At 53.3% G+C, this 16,095-nt stretch carries 12 protein-coding genes; 8 read left to right on the top strand and 4 right to left on the bottom strand.

Translation table 11 applies throughout. The annotated features are described in order from the left end of the window. Window positions 1–3: 3 nt before the first annotated feature. Window positions 4–1,227: an MFS transporter gene (locus ACOQPU_RS04975; protein WP_420644024.1), complete on the bottom strand. Its 1,224-nt coding sequence runs from the start codon at window positions 1,225–1,227 to the stop codon at window positions 4–6. A 291-nt stretch (window positions 1,228–1,518) separates the two neighbouring features. Between ACOQPU_RS04975 and ACOQPU_RS04970 the strand changes: the two genes are divergently transcribed. The 8 genes from ACOQPU_RS04970 to ACOQPU_RS04935 all read left to right on the top strand — a co-directional run bounded on the left by ACOQPU_RS04970 (window position 1,519) and on the right by ACOQPU_RS04935 (window position 11,125). After that, window positions 1,519–2,406 carry a mechanosensitive ion channel family protein gene (locus tag ACOQPU_RS04970; protein WP_420644023.1) on the top strand — a complete coding sequence of 296 codons (888 nt, stop codon included), beginning with the start codon at window positions 1,519–1,521 and terminating at the stop codon, window positions 2,404–2,406. Further along, the gene (locus ACOQPU_RS04965) at window positions 2,399–3,847 is read left to right on the top strand and encodes an arginine decarboxylase (RefSeq protein WP_420644022.1); all 1,449 of its coding nucleotides are present in this window, start codon (window positions 2,399–2,401) and stop codon (window positions 3,845–3,847) included. The genes ACOQPU_RS04970 and ACOQPU_RS04965 overlap by 8 nt, the downstream gene beginning before the upstream one ends. A 152-nt stretch (window positions 3,848–3,999) precedes the next feature. Next, on the top strand, window positions 4,000–5,631 hold the full coding sequence (locus ACOQPU_RS04960; protein WP_420644021.1) for an ABC transporter substrate-binding protein: 1,632 nt from the start codon (window positions 4,000–4,002) through the stop codon (window positions 5,629–5,631). A gap of 9 nt (window positions 5,632–5,640) precedes the next feature. Beyond that, window positions 5,641–7,278 carry a VWA domain-containing protein gene (locus ACOQPU_RS04955; RefSeq protein WP_420644020.1) on the top strand — a complete coding sequence of 546 codons (1,638 nt, stop codon included), beginning with the start codon at window positions 5,641–5,643 and terminating at the stop codon, window positions 7,276–7,278. Between the two features lie 113 nt (window positions 7,279–7,391). After that, complete coding sequence (locus tag ACOQPU_RS04950; RefSeq protein ID WP_420644019.1) at window positions 7,392–7,805, top strand: hypothetical protein; 414 nt, start codon at window positions 7,392–7,394, stop codon at window positions 7,803–7,805. 41 nt (window positions 7,806–7,846) lie between these two features. After that, entirely contained in the window at window positions 7,847–8,686 is an 840-nt protein-coding gene (locus ACOQPU_RS04945) for an SAM-dependent methyltransferase (RefSeq protein WP_420644018.1), read from the top strand. A 194-nt stretch (window positions 8,687–8,880) separates the two neighbouring features. Continuing rightward, window positions 8,881–9,879: a tRNA dihydrouridine synthase gene (locus ACOQPU_RS04940; protein WP_420644017.1), complete on the top strand. Its 999-nt coding sequence runs from the start codon at window positions 8,881–8,883 to the stop codon at window positions 9,877–9,879. Window positions 9,880–9,946: 67 nt separating this feature from the next. Further along, complete coding sequence (locus ACOQPU_RS04935) at window positions 9,947–11,125, top strand: hypothetical protein (RefSeq protein WP_420644016.1); 1,179 nt, start codon at window positions 9,947–9,949, stop codon at window positions 11,123–11,125. A gap of 52 nt (window positions 11,126–11,177) precedes the next feature. On the opposite strand, the gene ACOQPU_RS04930 is transcribed toward ACOQPU_RS04935, so the two are convergent. The 3 genes from ACOQPU_RS04930 to ACOQPU_RS04920 form a co-directional block, all read right to left on the bottom strand. Further along, entirely contained in the window at window positions 11,178–12,335 is a 1,158-nt protein-coding gene (locus tag ACOQPU_RS04930) for a lipocalin-like domain-containing protein (RefSeq protein WP_420644015.1), read from the bottom strand. A 171-nt stretch (window positions 12,336–12,506) separates the two neighbouring features. Then, on the bottom strand, window positions 12,507–15,080 hold the full coding sequence (locus tag ACOQPU_RS04925; RefSeq protein WP_420644014.1) for an FtsX-like permease family protein: 2,574 nt from the start codon (window positions 15,078–15,080) through the stop codon (window positions 12,507–12,509). A 134-nt stretch (window positions 15,081–15,214) separates the two neighbouring features. Beyond that, window positions 15,215–15,958 carry an ABC transporter ATP-binding protein gene (locus ACOQPU_RS04920; protein WP_420644013.1) on the bottom strand — a complete coding sequence of 248 codons (744 nt, stop codon included), beginning with the start codon at window positions 15,956–15,958 and terminating at the stop codon, window positions 15,215–15,217. Window positions 15,959–16,095: the final 137 nt, after the last annotated feature.

The following is a 16,095-nucleotide window of genomic DNA, read 5'->3' as shown; positions in this document are numbered from 1 at the left end:
AAATTACTCGCCTCGCTCGCGCACAAAACCGCGCAGCAACACCAAACAGAGTGCCATCACCACAGCCGAAAGCAGACTGAGACCCCCAACCTGGTATTGATCATATACCCAGGGGCCGAAAAGTCCGGCCGCACTGGAACCCAACAATGCGGCTGCCGCCGCCAGCGTCATCATCTTGCCACGGTGGGCCGGAGCCTGTTCGCTCACCAAGGCGATTAAGGCCACAACGGTAAACTCAAAGCCAAAGCGCGCCACAATCAACCCAACGACTGCTAATACGACTCCCTGATTAAACACGGGCAAGAGAGCGTATCCAATACCTGCAAATAGCGTCCCGACGACAACACTGCCCAGCAAGCCAAATTTATCGCCAATCAGGCTCATCAGCACGCTACCGCTCAGGTCGGCGACGCCCAAAATGAGGGCAACGGTGCCTAGCTGCGTCGCACCCAAACTGTATTCACGGTCTAACCAAGTGCCGTAGTTGATGAAGACGTTCATCGCCGCCATCATGTTCAAGCCAACTACCAGCAGCGCAGCATAAGCTGACCGCTGATTAGCACCCAGATCAAAAAACGCGAGGAAGCTATTCCAGGTGAAACGAGTCGCACCAGATGCAGGTTTTGCGGTCTGATTTGTGGCTGGTAAACGGCCGTATCCCACAAACGCTACCAGCAGCAGCCCACTCAACACAAACAGCGGCACACGCCAATTTGTAGCGTCGATGAGCCATCCCACCAGATACAGGCCCACAATACCAGCCAACGCCCAGGCATATTCCAGCATCCCCAGCCCCCGCGCCCGGCGATTGAACGGCAGTTTGGCACTGAGGTATGCTTGTAAAATCGGCACAAAGGAAAATGTGCCCAAACCGCCAAGAACCATCCCAATTGCCGCTACCCACACTGTGCTGCTCAGGCCAACCGTCAGGGTGCCTATGGCCGCCAGCAGCAACCCAAAGCGCATCACCGTGCGGTAGCCATGTCGGGCCGCCAACACACCAAACGCTGGCGAGAACAAGCCAGTTGCGCTGCGTAAGCTCACCAATCGTCCTGCCGTCACGGTCGTTGTGCGCAGCCCCTCAGCAATGACAGGCAAAAAGGGGAAGAAAAATTGTACGGCCGTATCCGTGGCCAACCGCGTTATCAATCCAATGAAGATGAGTCGGTTTGCAGAAATGTCTGATTCAGATTCAGGTAAATTATCGGGCAGTGAGGGATTTGCCAAATTGATCTCCAGTGAAAACAACAAACAGCACCCAGATGGTTCTGAGTGCTGTGATTTAGGTGTTGAACTTGGCGATTGTATCTGAATTTGGAGGATTTGCCGTTAAGTTACAGGCTTTCACCCATGTCTGTTCTTGCTTCCGTAAAGGCACAAAACAGACTTTCCCGCAAGAACAACACCAAACTTCTTTCCCATGCGCCGTGACTTTTGGCTATAATGCAAGGCATCATGAACAACTTTGCATCGACTCATCAGAACAAATAGATTGGTCTAAACGCATAGAGGCACTACATGAGTACGCTCTTCGAGATCATCCTGGAAAGGCTGCAAAACTTTTTCACCCCAGAAACGCTAGGAACGCAGCTAGTTGATTTTTCGATCAATTTTGTTGTCGCCCTGATCGCCTTCGGAGCATTTTATGTGGGCTGGATTGTTGTCCGCTTTCTGCTCAAGAAGTTCTTGCCTAAATCCAGGTTTGACAAGACCTCCCAGGCGTTTGCAACCACCATTTTGCAGTACACCATCTTGTTGCTGGGCCTGGTTAATGCGCTGTCAATTATGGGGGTAGATACGGCCGGTTTGCTGGCCTCCCTAGGCATTGTGGGTATCACTATCGGTTTTGCCGCTCGGGATGCCTTCTCCAACCTCATTTCTGGCATCCTCATTTACCTAGATCGGCCATTTGTCATTGGGGATTTGGTAGAAGTGGGCGAGAATTACGGCCGTGTTGAGCAAATCACCCTCCGCTCTACCCGCATTATTACCAGTGATGGCAAAATGCTGGCCGTACCCAATGCGGAAATCATCAACAAAACGGTCACCTCCTATACCAATTTCCCCCATCTGCGCCTCGACGTTGCGGTGACCATTGGCGTGGAAGAAGATATTGAACAAGTGCGCCAATTTTTGTGCGGCATTGTGAATCATGATCCAGATTACCTAAAAGAGCCACCGCCACGAGTTGTGATCACCCAACTGAACGATTACAATGTTGCCGTAGAGCTTCAGGCTTGGATTAGAGATGAACGTACGCACGTAGAAAAAAGATTTGAGTTGCGAGAAAAAATCTTCAACACTCTGCATGAAAAGCAAATTGACATGCCTTTTGAAACGATCAAACTCACACCTTTAAACATTCGCCTGGACCAAAATAAATCAGCGGAGACAATCAATGAGTGAGCCAGAAAGCCATCCTATCGTTGGGTGGGAACAAGAAACGGCCGTTCCCGAAAATCATCAATTTAACAGCTACCTCCACGTCAAAAATGGTCATTTGCATATGGATGGCCTCGATTTAGCCCAAATTTTCCTGGATGAAGCCCCCCAAGGCTTTGAACAAACATTGCCCAGCCCACTAGAAATTGTGTACCTGCCCCAAATTCGCAAACAAATCCAAAAGATGCGGCAGGTTTTTGCCGATGTCATTACCGAGCTGGATTACGAAGGCACCTTCCATTACACCTACGCCTCCAAAGCCAACGCCGCCGAGGAGGTGATCCGCACCACGTTGAGCGCAGGCGCACAGCACGAAATGTCCTCCACGGTTGACGTAGATATTGCCAAAATCATGATTCAGCGCGGCCTGCTGACGCCAGACCGCATGATCGTCTGCAACGGCTTCAAGGGGCCAGGCTCCCAATATGCGGCCAACATTTTGCAGCTTCGCCTGTTGCACGAAAACCTCATTCCCGTCATCGAAGATTTGCCAGAGCTATCACCGTTACTTAGCTCCGGGCAAACGTTCAATGTCGGCGTGCGGCAAAAAAGTTATGGCCCCAACGAAACCCAGGCCGAAATGGATCAGGCAAATTCCCGCTTTGGTCTGCACACGGACGACATTTGGAAAGCGGCCAGCTACATTGCCGCTGCACCGAATCTGACGTTGACGATGTATCATTACATGGTGGGCAGCCAGCTAACGGACATTCCCGCTTTCATAAGCTGGCTCAAACCTGGTATCGAGATATTTGCCCGGCTGCGGCAGCGATACCCCAGCCTGAGCATCTTCAACTTTGGCGGCGGGATGCCGGTGGCCATGACGCTTGACTTTGCCTTTGATTACCATGAATTTGCCCGCCAACTGCTTACCGCCCTGCAAGAAGCGTGCCGTCGCTACAACGTGCCAGTACCAGACATGATGGGTGAATTTGGTCGGTACACCACGTCGGAGCATGGCGCCCATCTCTTCAAAATCATTGCCGCCAAAGAAAATGGCTCCAAACTGCCCTGGTATATCATCGATGGCTCAATCATGAGCTCCTTCCCAGATAGCTGGGCACTTTCAGAGCATTTCATCGTGCTGCCGCTCAACCATCTGGACAAACCATTCCAGCAAGTGCAGCTTGGCGGCATCACCTGCGACAGTGATGACGTCTACCCGCCTAAGCCCAGCAAATCCCCACTTTATTTGCCAGTGGAAACAGACGAACTGTACATTGGTTTTTTTAGCATTGGGGCGTACCAAGAGATGTTGGGCGGCGTGAAGGGCAGCAAACATTGCGTCTTACCAGAAGCATACGAGTTGATTATTGATAAGGACGAAAACGGCCGTTTCCATTACCAAATTCTGCACGGCCAACACCCGGACGACGTCTTGCGCAACCTGGGTTACGCCGTTTAGAACCGTGCAACCAAAGCAAAAAATACCCGTAAATAAAGGTGAAACCATCTAAATTCGCAAGCAAATCCCCACATACAGGGGTCACAGAATTTACAATTAATTTTTAAAAATTCACGATTCACAATTAACAAAGTTCGTTTGAGGAAAAGCACATGAATCTAGATCGCACTCGCATTATCTTTATCGCCATCATTGGCGTGGCTGCCTTGGTCATCTGTGGCGTGGCTGCCTACAGCATCATCGGCAACCTAACCGAAGATGAGCCAACGGCCGTTACCGAAAGCAACGGCAGCACCAGTTCCAACAACAACGACGGTTCTACTGTCAGCAATATTGACCTGGACTCGCCAGACCCCATCTGGGGACCCAACTACGACGCTGATGACGGCTTACCCACCTACATTTGCGGTGCCGACGCCTTCGGTAGCTACTTCACCCTTCAGCAGATGCAGATGAGCGGCAAAGACGTCGAGCACGGCTTCCATCTGGGCATCATCCCCTTCTTCCTCACCGATGAGTACGACATCACCGAAGGCCAACGCACCGCCCTGTTGGACTCTGGCCAATGGAGTTGCCTGCTCACCACGCTAGACTCCGTGGCTCTCTCCAGCCCCGGCGTCATCACCGCCATCGTGGATGAAAGTGCTGGAGCCGACCAATTGTGGGGCCGCGACATTGACACCATTAATGATTTGCAAGGCAAACGCATCGCCTTTGCCAGTGACTCTGTGGGTGAGTATTTTGTTTACTACGCCCTTAGCATCGCCCAGCTCAGCCCGCGTTCGCAGGTTACGCTGGTGCCGCAAGACAGCGTCGAATCGGCCATCGAAGTGTTCAATAACGGCCAGGCCGACGTAGTCTCCGCCTGGGAACCCAACATTTATGATGCCGAGCAAAGTGGCGGTATAAAGCTGCTCAGTTCTGAAGAGCTACGCATCGTCATCGACGTCATCGTCACCTCCCGCCAATCGATTCAGACAAATGCTGATTTAGTACAGAATTTCCACAACGCCTGGTTTGACACGCTCAAGGCACAGGTGGAGGATTTTGATACGGCCGCTTCGCAAATTGCGGCCTGGGGCAACAACGACTGGAGCTTTGTCTACCCCGAAACCGCCACCGACGACTTTGCCATCTGGCTAGAGAGCGTCGCCCAGGCTGATTTGGGCGACAATGCCTTCGTGATGCGCGACACGCGCCCCATCATTTCCCGGCTGGAAATTGCCCGCCGCGTTTGGGCCGCCTCTGACGTGAACATTCCCAATGATGACATAAACGATCTGGTCAACGGCGGCTTTGTACTGCGTGCTGCTGATCAACCTAGCTTGCAGCCCAACGGCCGTCCCGTCAACGACACCTTCTCCATCTCGGCACAGGTCGATTTGTCTGGCGTCTCTACCGATGCCGCCGCTACCCTGGCCGTGCTGCCCTGCCGTACCTTCGCCTTCTTGCCGGAAAGCACCGAGCTAACGCTAGAATCTCGCCGCATTTTGGATGACTGCGTCGTACCCACGATGTCCCAATCCATTGGTCTGTTCCTGCGCGTCCGCGGCTCTTCCGCCTGGCCCGCCAATGACCCGCCATACAGTGAAGATGAAATTATTGAAGTGGCCGAAGGTCGGGCGCAGAGCGTGGTTGATTACCTAGTGTCGCAAGGCATTGATCCAGCCCGCTTTATTGTGGAAGCCACACTGCCGCCAGAAGACCGTCGCGGCACGGATGATCCCAATTTGCAAGCCCAAGACCGCTTTGTAGAACTGACGCTGGTGACGGCTGGACGGTAGAGGACTTTTATGAAACCAAAAAACTTCCGCAGTTCTGCACTGCTTTTTGTTCTATTGGCCTTGCCCATGATGGCCTGTGGTCTGTTTGGCATTGGTGGGGATGGCATTCCCAGCAACGCGGTGGTGGTAAACGTGGTGGCGAATACCACTGCTGCGCCCTGGCTAGAAACGGCCGTAACCACCTTCAACGACTCCGAAACCGAGACCAGTGGGGGCGACCCCGTTTTTGTGATTGTAAACGCTGTGGAATCTGGTGAAGCGATTGCTGCCCTGCAAGATGACCCCAGCATCGCTCTCTGGCTGCCAGAAGAAGCGGTCTGGACCGACGTGCTGGCCGATGATGGCGACAGCAGCTTCCAAAATGATTGTGAGAGCGTGGCCCAAAGCCCGCTCGTCATCGGCATGTGGCGCGAAGTGGCCGAGGCACTCGGCTGGCCCGGTTTGCCGCTGGGCTGGCTAGATATCGGCAGCTTGGCCGCTGACCCCGCCGCCTGGAACTATTACAGCGGCGGCACCCTCGGCCAATCGTTCAAGCTGGGGCATACCCATCCCGGACTGTCTGGCTCTGGTGCCAGCACCTTGCTAGCCATCGTGCAAGCCGCCGAATCCAAAACGGATGCGGTGAGCGTGGGCGACATTGGCCAGCCGATTGTGCAGGCCAGCGTGGGCGCCTTTGAAGGCGGCGTCACCTGGTTCAGCAGCAGCACCCAATCGTTGGCCACCACCATGGCCGAGCGGGGCGTGGATTATTTGACAGCAGGCATCATGTATGAAGCCAACGTGGCTCAGCTAGGCAGCGACGACATCGTGGCGATTTACCCCCTGGAAGGCACCTTCATGGCGGAGTTCCCTGCCTGTGTGCGTGATTCGGTGACGACTGCTGAAAGGGAAGCGGCCGTTCTCTTCCGGGACTTTTTGCTCAGTGAAGAAGGGCAGCAGTTGGCGGCTGACAACGGCTTGCGACCAGTGGATTCCAACATTACCCTCCCTGCCACTCAGGCCATCGACCCTAGCCAGCCCGCCCTGGTTTTTGATGCGCCTTCGACCGCCTCCATTTTTGCCGTGCAGGAACTGTGGCAAGAGGCACGTAAAGATGTGAATCTGGTGATGCTGCTGGACACCTCCGGCAGCATGCGCGGCTCTAAAATTAGCAATATGCAGGCCGCTGCCATCCAGTTTGTCAGCCAAATGGGAGACGACGACTACATCTCGCTCATCGCCTTTAGCACTGAGCCAGAACTGATTGTGCGGCACGTGCAGGTGGGTGAAAATCGAGACAAAATCATCAACGCCATTAACGATTTGCGCGCCGTGGGTGACACAACGCTGTTCGACGGCATTGGCGATGGCGCGGCCTTGCTCACGGAAACCACGCTGCCCTCCACCGCCAACGCGATGGTTGTGCTAACCGACGGGCAAGACACGCGCAGCTACCGCTTTAATTCCGCCACGGCAATGCAGGAAGCATTAGCGAACAATGCTACTGTGTTCACTATTGCCTACGGCGGCGACGCGGACGAGCAAACGCTGGAGCGACTGGCAGTGCAGGCAAACGGCAATTTCTTCGTCGGTGATGAAGCCTCCATTGCCGCCATTTACGAAGAGATGTCGGCAGCCTTTGGCGGCAGCGTCGGTGTAGGGCGTTAATATTAACTTGAGATCCTTCACATAATTGGGTGCGGTGGGTGACTACTGTAATCTTTTCATTCGGCAAGATAATCTAAAATCTAGAGTTGTTGCTTTTCGCGCCTTCTAAAAATATGAATTTAAACAAAATTGGGTCTCTCGTTATTATCCTATGCTTCTCATATTTTCTTCTGGCAGGAGATATAAACACGCTTGGTAGTATAGCCTCAATAATTGGAATAGCAGTGCTTTTGCTTCAACAAAAGGAGTATCGAAATGCTTGGCGAAAGATAATGTCGCCGTTTTTGAAGCACCCTCCCACTCACGCATTAGATGGACTTCTTCAATCTTTTATTGGAGCAGTAATATTTTTTGCAGCACTGTCTAGCATTTACAATCGTGGGGTTTTTGGAAGGTTAAGATTTATTGTTGGTAATCTCTCAATTGAGCAAATGATTTCTATCTCAGATATTATCCTTGTAGTCATGTCTATGATTTTTGTAGTCAACTTAATGATCGGCAAGGGAGATGATGATCCTAACCTCTAAATAGAGTCAGCCACACTACCATGAGCTTTGTAACAGAAATTATGTATAAGAAATTAGTGGCCATCAATGAACGGCCGTCCCCCTTCTCCATCTACACCGCCGATACCTTGTGGACAGACCCGCACATTGCCCAACAGATGCTCAAAACGCACCTGGATCAAAGCACGGATCGCGCCTCGCGGCGATTGCCCTTTATCGAGGCTTCTCTGGGCTGGTTACAACGGCGGTTCAACATTGGCCCCGGCACACGCATTGCCGATTTTGGTTGCGGCCCGGGGCTTTACGCTACACGTCTGGCACAACTTGGTGCCGAGGTGACGGGGATTGATTTTTCGGCCAATTCGCTGCGGTATGCAAAGGAAACGGCCGTTTCCCACAATCTCGCCATCGACTACATCCACACCAACTATCTGAGTTTCCAATCGGACAAACGGTTCGACCTTATCCTGCTTATCTTCTGCGACTTTTGCGCCTTGAGTCCAACGCAGCGGCAGCAGCTGCTCAGCATCTTCCGCGAGCATTTAGCCGACGGCGGGGCCGTTGTGCTAGATGTGCATTCGCTGGTGGATTTTGCCCGGTTTGAGGAAAGTGTTAGTTACGGCCGTCACCAATTTGGCAATTTTTGGACAGATGAGGATTACTTTGCCTTCACCAAGCAATTCAAATATGAAGCCGAGCAGGTGACGCTGGACAAATACACCATCTTCACGCCCACTCGCACCCTCGAAATCTTCAACTGGCTGCAATATTTCGATCAGGCTTCGCTGGCCGCAGAATTTGCCGCTAACGGCCTGACCATTACCGATTGGCACGCTAATGTCGCCGGAGAACCGTTCGATCCACAATCTCACACCTTCGCCGCAATCGCCCAACCCACGTAGTGGTGATGCAATCGGCCAATATCATGGCAAAACAAACCACCTCTTCTCCGATTGCGTCGCCCTTTTTCACGGCAAACCATTTGGTTATTGCGGTAATTGGGCGAGGCGTTTGGGGAGTTTATTCAATCGAAATTCATTTGATCGAGGCCAAACGCCTCGCCCCTACCACAATTTATTTGTTAAAATACAACCTTATGACGCAGCAACCCTTGTTCACCGTTGGCGACGTGCCTGTTTTTGGCGACGCGATTTTGGCTCCAATGGCCGGGTATTCAGACGTGCCGTACCGGGCATTGTGCCGTGCCTACGGCTCCGCCATGCACTACACCGAGTTCGTCCCCGCCGAGGCGTTGCTGGGCAAGCGCGTCCATGAGCGGTTTCGGCGGCGATTGGACACGCAACCGGGCGAGCACCCGATGGTGTTCCAGATTTTTGGCAACAACGCCCAGATGCTGCTGGACGCCGCTCTGCGCATTCAAGAATGGGGGCCAGACATCATCGACATCAACATGGGCTGCGCCACGCGCAAGGTGAGCGGGCGCGGCGCGGGCGTGGGCATGATGCCCCAGCCGGAACTCATCGCGGAAACGTTTAAGCTGCTCAGCCAGCACCTTGAGGTACCGGTCACCGGCAAAATCCGGCTGGGTTGGGACGCCACGCAGGAGAACTTTTTGGAAATCGGCCGTATTTTGGAGCAAAACGGCGCGGCGCTGATTGCGATGCACGGCCGTACCAAAGTGCAAAAGTACGGCGGCAACGCCAACTGGGACGCCATCGCCCAGCTAAAGCAGGCGGTCAGCGTGCCGGTCATTGGCAACGGGGATGTGCAGGGGCCGGAGGACATTGACCAGATGAAGGCCCACACTGGCTGCGACGGGGTGATGATTGGCCGGGCGGCTATCGGTAATCCGTGGATTTTTGCCCGCCAGCGGCGCGAGGATTTAGCAGTGACCGACATTATCAAAGCGGTGCGCCTACACGCCCGCGAAATGGTGGCTTACTACGGCGAAGCGTCCGGCCTGCGCCAGTTCCGCAAGCATTTGAAGCGGTATTTTGAGGACATTCCCGATCTTGAGCTGGATTCGTTGTTGAGCACGGAATCTTTTGTGGAGTTTGAGGAAGGGTTAGAGGAGGTAGAAACGGCCGTTCCCACCCAAACCCCACTCAAAAATCTACAAACCGCCACTGTTTAATCCGTACTCCAGACAATTGAACAAAACCAGTTTCTCAATCTCTGATAACAAAAATTAGTTGGTATATATGACTCCAAAAGAAGCTGAATTATTGCTCCCAGACATCCGAAAAGATGAAAGTCTTTGGAACCAATTTTCCTTTTCCCCATTCAAGGATGAAGATGGAAGCATTCTCGATAAAAATAGTAATGCTAGATATGCTCTTATCATTGCACTTCAATACAACTGGTCAACCTCAGATGAAAAACTGCTTCGATTTATTATCCAAAATGAAGTAAAGATGCACCAAAAGGACACCGGCCTTCTTCAATCATTACACATCAGCACCTATCTTCTGGCGAAATATAAAAACCTTGAGAATGTGTTCCTTTTTTTCGAAGCAAAAGAAGCCAATTTCGACACATATTGCGGCCTGGACGTTGAAAATGTTTTTTCTGCTGGTGTGCAAAAGACAATTGAATATCTAAAACGGTCAAACAACCCTGTGAGTATTAGAATTCTGGAAAGAGTAGACGGTTCGATTGTTGACAATTACTTGGATGAAGAAAGATTGCGAGCTTGGTTCGAGGAAGTTTCACGCGCCTATCCGGACACAGTCGAAAAAGAAAGACGGATTACTTTGATTGATAGAGCAATAACGTTTAAGGAATTTAAAGCAGGACGAATTCTAGTTAGAGAGTGGTTTAACGAGCATCTTAATCAGGTCTATGAAAAAGGTAACGAGTATGCTCAAAAAAGGGATTTAGCCAATATTGTTGGTCGGGCTAAAGCATCAGGCGACTTGAGTCTGGCCATTGATGCCCAAAAAATTGCGCTAAAATTGTGTGACTCACCTTTCGATAGAATATCTGAAACCCAAGAATTAGCTGAACTGTATCGACTTTCTGGTTCACCTCTAAAAGCGTGGACAGAACTTAAAAAATGCCAGCCAGACCTTGAAATATATAAAGGTTGGAACACAAGTGGCTTAGGGCGTTTTGTAATAACCACAGCCTTACAGTTAAGCTTGGATTGTGATAAGAGCAGCAAAATAAAACAGGAGTCATTTTATTGGGCAAACAAGCTCATTAGCCAATCCCGGTTCATAACTTTAGTGATCTTTGAACTCGCATTTGAGGCGGCTTCAGCAATCAATGACTTGGAACTTCAAAGTCAGTATGAAATCTTGCGAGCAAACGAGAAAAGACGTATTGAAGCTATGTTCGCCTCATTGAAACGTCGTAATGATTCAGACGATAACAGTTAGGTAGTTCGCAATTCCAGATGCGGGAGTAGGGGCCCTACTCCTCAGTTTTGGGTTAAATACGGCCGTCCATCGAAGCAAAATAGCCCGTCATCTCCACGTAACCCAGGCCCGACACAGGCTGCCCCGCCAGCGTGCCATTGAATGCCGTCGCTCCTTCCCAATAGACGGTGGACACGTTGAGTTCCTGGTTGAGCATGAGCGGCCGTCCTTCCAACGCCAAATCCAATGACTCAATTTCAATTTGCCAGCCCGCCGGGTAGGTCGCCCCGCTTGTCGGGCTTGTCCACTCGTCCAGCACTTCTAATGACCAATCATCTACGCTCAAGTGGGTCACCGTGCCGTCAGCAGCGATGAAGCTGCCGCTGGAGTACGGCTCTAGATTGCCGTCGTCCCGCCGAATCTGGAAAAACATCAGCGAGCTACCGTTGTCAAACTGCATCGAGAACCAATCCCAGCCAATCGCCCCCTCGCTGAGGGCGCTGGTGCTGTACTCGTGGTCCTTCCAGCTCAGTCCGGTCACGTCAATCATTTCGTCGCCAACACGCACCGTGCCGCGCGTTTCCTGCCGAACCTGGGAGTAGTAGTAGGAGGCGTTGCCCGGCTCCGGCCCCTTCGGGCTAAGGCCCCCGTCGCCATGCAGGACAGGGGGCAGGGTTTGCGTCAGGAGCAAATCCAGGGCCACGTCGCCGCCGTCGGCCAGGAGGCGCACCTCGCCAGAGGGCAACTCTTCCACTGACCAATCTTCCAGCCAAACGCGATATGGCACTGCCTGCGCTCCGGCCAAGCCAGCCGCGCCGCGACTAAACCGCTCGTGCGGGTAAAACGCCTCGTTGGCCACGTCGCTGACGGTGAAGTGGGCCAGGTACACCTGGTTACTGCGCCAGTCGGAAGCTGCATCTTCAACCAGCTCCGGCGTTAACGCCCGGCGGAAAATGGTGAACTGGTAGCCAAACTGACGGCCGTTTCCATCATCCAAATTCCCCGTGTAATACCACCACTCCGTCTGGTAATCGTCGTGCGGCCCCAAATCGCGGGGAAACTGGATATTGTTTGGCTCGGTGGCGCGGGCAAAGTCGGTGGTGTCTTCTGCCACTTGCAGAAAGGTGGCTTCCGCCACGGCCGTTGCCGATCCCGCACCATAGTTCCACCACGCCAACCCGCCAAACACCAGCAGGACAAAAATAATTAGAATAATACTCAATCGTTTCATGATCTTTTTCTTTTTTCATCAAAGATTTCGCAGGTTAACCAGATTAAATCTTTTCAATCTGCGCGATCTGCTGATAAAAATCTCTTCAAATCAAACATGCTGGGGATGCTTCGCTCCACTCAGCATGACAATTTCAAATCCTTAAAATCCGCGTAATCCGCGGCTAACGTTTTATTCAGAGCGTACGGCCGTTGCCACTACCATCTTGCCCACGCGCACAGCCGGATACAGCCCAGCCAGCAGTGCCGCGCCCAGCGCCACCAGGAACGCATTGATGAAATGGCTCGGCTCCAGCTGCATTTGCAGCGTCCAGCCAAACGAACGCAGATTGATGACGTAAATTAAAATGTAGGCTAGGACAAAGCCGGTCGGCAGCGCCAGCAGGCCCGCCGTGCTGCCCATCAGGCCAGTTTCCAACAGCGTCACCTGCCACAGCTGGCGCACCGTCATGCCCGTGGCCCGCAGGACGCCAAACTCGCGCGCCCGCTCAAGCTGCAAGCTCATCAAGGCGCTCAGCACACCAATGAAGGCCACCACCACCGCCAGCAAACGCAAAGCGGCGGTTATAGCAAAGGTTCGATCAAAAATAACCAGCGCATTTTGGCGCAGGCTTTGGTTGGAGGAGATGATAACGTCGGAACGGCCGTTAAATTCAACCTGCAATGCCTCTACCACCGGCTCGATCGGCTGCCCCGGCTGCAAAAAGAGGGCCATTGTGCTAAAGCTGTCGTCCTGCCACAACTCGTCGTACAGGGCGCGGCCGATGTGAACGCTGCCCTGCTGCGAGGCGTAATCGTAATACACCGCCAGCACTGGCAGCGTGCGCGGCCCGGCGGGCGTGTCAATGGTGATCGGCGCGGGTGGCAGGCTCATTTTCTCATTCCGGTAGAGCGGCTCAGTGATCATCACCCCGTCGCCTGCCAAAAACTGCTGCCAGATGGTGGCCTGATTGGCCGACTGCCACAAATATTGTCGCTGCCCCTGCGACACATCGCCGCTGTCGGCGTGCAGATTGACGCGGCGGTTCAGTTCCGGCAACGCCACTTCAATTTGGCGGGTGGTGACCGCTTCGGCCACGCCGGGGAAGTTAACGGCCGTTGCCACCACATCTTCTAGCAATGTTCCGCTCGTCTCGGCGGCCGTCAGGCGGGGCGGCGAGAGATAGACATCGGCCTGGAGCGTGTCGTTGAGCCACAGCGTCACCGTTTGGCGGAACGAGCCAATCATGATGGAAACGCCCACGATGACCGACACAGCCACCATCAGCGCGGCAATGGCTACGGAGGTGCGGCTAAGCGAGCGCACGATGTCGCGCGGAGCCATCCGCCCCAAGACGCCCAGCAGTTTAGCACCCACTGGGGTGAGCCAGCGCATGAAAACGGCCGTCAGCGGCGGCGTCAGCAAGGCAAAGCCAAACAGCACGGCAAATAGTCCAGCAAAGGCGACGATGAGCGAATTGGTGCGCAGCCAGAGCAGCAGCGTGCCAATTGCGCTCAAAACTAGCCAGGCCACCACCAGCCAGGGCAGCAGCCGCTGGGCGTTGCTCTCAATCGTCGAGCGGCGCAGCGTGCTTTGGGGCGCGGTTTTCATCGCTTCTCGGGCGGGCACGGTCGCAGCCAACAAAGCGGCAGCCACACCAATTAGCAAGCCACGCAGCAATGCCTCTGGCGGGATAGCCACACTCTGCACGTTCACCACAAAGTACAAATCGTTGATGGTCTGCGTTACCAATCGCACCATGCCCTGGCCGAGGACCACTCCCAGCCCTACGCCCAGCAGCGAGCCAATCAGCCCCAAAACGGCCGCTTCCCCCACGATCAAGCCAAAAAGCTGCCCACCTGTCACGCCCAAACAGCGCAAAATGCCAAACAACGGCCGTCGCTGCACCACGCTAAAGCTCACTGTGTTGTAGATAAGAAACATCCCTACCACCAGTGCTAGCAGGCTGAGCGCGGTTAGATTGAGTTCAAAAGCGGCCGTCATCTGCTGCACGGTATTGCTCCGCGCCGAGGCAGTTTCCAGCCGCACGCCGTCTGGCAAAAAAGCTTCAATGCGGTCCAAATCGGTTTCATTATTCACAATGAGGTCGATGTAAGAGAGACGGCCGTTCAACCCCAAAAGCGGCTGGGCGTTGGCAATGTCGGTAAAGAGGACGCTGCTCAGGGCGCGTTCATTCACCTCATCGCCCGGTTGCAGCAGCCCCACCACGCGGAACGCCACCAGCTGCCCCGTGTAATCAAGCGTAATGGTGTCCCCCAGCGTCACGCCTGCTACTTCAGCCAAGCCTTCGGTGAGCAACAACGTGTTTGGCTCCGCTAAAAAGGCCACCAAATCACCAATGTCATCCCCGCCCGTGTTACCAAAATAGCTGCGGAATGGCAGCTCGGCAAACAGATCCATGCCAATGAGGCGCAGCGGCTGTTCACCCAGCTCCGGCGACTGCACGTATCCTTCCACCACTGGCGCGGCTGGCGAAAAGCCTAACTCGGTGCGCAAATCGGTGTAGACCGCTTCGTCCAAGCCCGTGGAATCGGCCACCAGCCGGTGCGTCGTCTGCCCAGTGATGGCGCTGGTCGAAAGCTCGAAAGCGCGGCTGGCGGAGCCGCTGGCCAGGTCAATGGAGACCATCATCGCCACGCCAATGGCCACGCCCAGGATGAATAAGATGTATTGAAACGGCCGTCGCTGCATCCGCCGCCACGCCGCTCGCCACAATGGCTTATTGTGAACAGTAACTGAACTCATGTTTAAAATTCGCTTATATTTCTACTTGTCATTCTGAGTGAAACGAAGAATCCCATTCAACTCTGTCCGCTAAAACAAACTCTGGGCAATCGCAACTTGGTTGGGATACTTCACTTCGTTTAGTATGACAATTGTTAGTTGGGTACAACAAATGGCTCCGGCACCGAATGAATCTTGGGCTGTGCCTCAACAGTTGTCAGCAATTGCCCATCATGAACCCGGAAGACCCGGTCGGCAAAAGGCACTACCTCCGGGCTGTGCGTGGCCATGATCAGCGTCTTGTTTTGCTGACGCGTCAAATCCAGCAGCAGCTTCAGCACCCGCTCCCCGGTTTCCTCGTCCAGGTTGCCCGTTGGCTCATCTGCCAGCACCAACATCGGATCATGCACCAAAGCGCGAGCAATCGCGACCCGCTGCTGCTCCCCGCCAGACAGCTTGTCGGGAAAAGTATCACGCCGATCAGCCAACCCCACCTGTTCCAGTAAGTTCATGGCCGATTTTGTGGCGGAACGGCCGTTCCCCGCCAGCTCCATTGGTAGGGTTACATTCTCCAAAACAGTCAGCGTCGGAATCAAATTGAAAAATTGGAACACAAAGCCAATGTTGTCCCGCCGAAACAACGTACGCTCCCACTCCTTCATCGTCGTGATCGATCTTCCAGCGACCAAAATCTGCCCAGAAGTAGGCGACTCGATGCCGCTGATCAGATTGAGCAACGTGCTTTTACCGCTGCCGCTTCTACCCAACAGCACGGCAAACTCCCCTTGATAAAAATCACCACTTACGTCTAAAAGAACCTGCCGCTGCTGGTCGCCTTCCGCAAATTCTTTACAAAGTTGGTGTAAATGCACTACAGTTCGTTTTTGTTTGTTGGTCATTGTTGCTTTACCTTTAGATAAAAAACTAATTTTGCCCAGGTTTTATCCCGTTTATAAGTAAGATATGAACAAATATGGGGTAAAATATTGACAAAATATTGACAATAAGGATACAATGCCAATACGTTTTCGTCAAG

It is taken from the genome of Candidatus Leptofilum sp. (assembly GCF_965223285.1).
In the GTDB taxonomy this organism is placed as follows: domain Bacteria; phylum Chloroflexota; class Anaerolineae; order Promineifilales; family Promineifilaceae; genus Leptofilum.
Note: the sequence above shows the minus strand (reverse complement) of the source record. Positions and strands in the feature narration are given on the sequence as shown.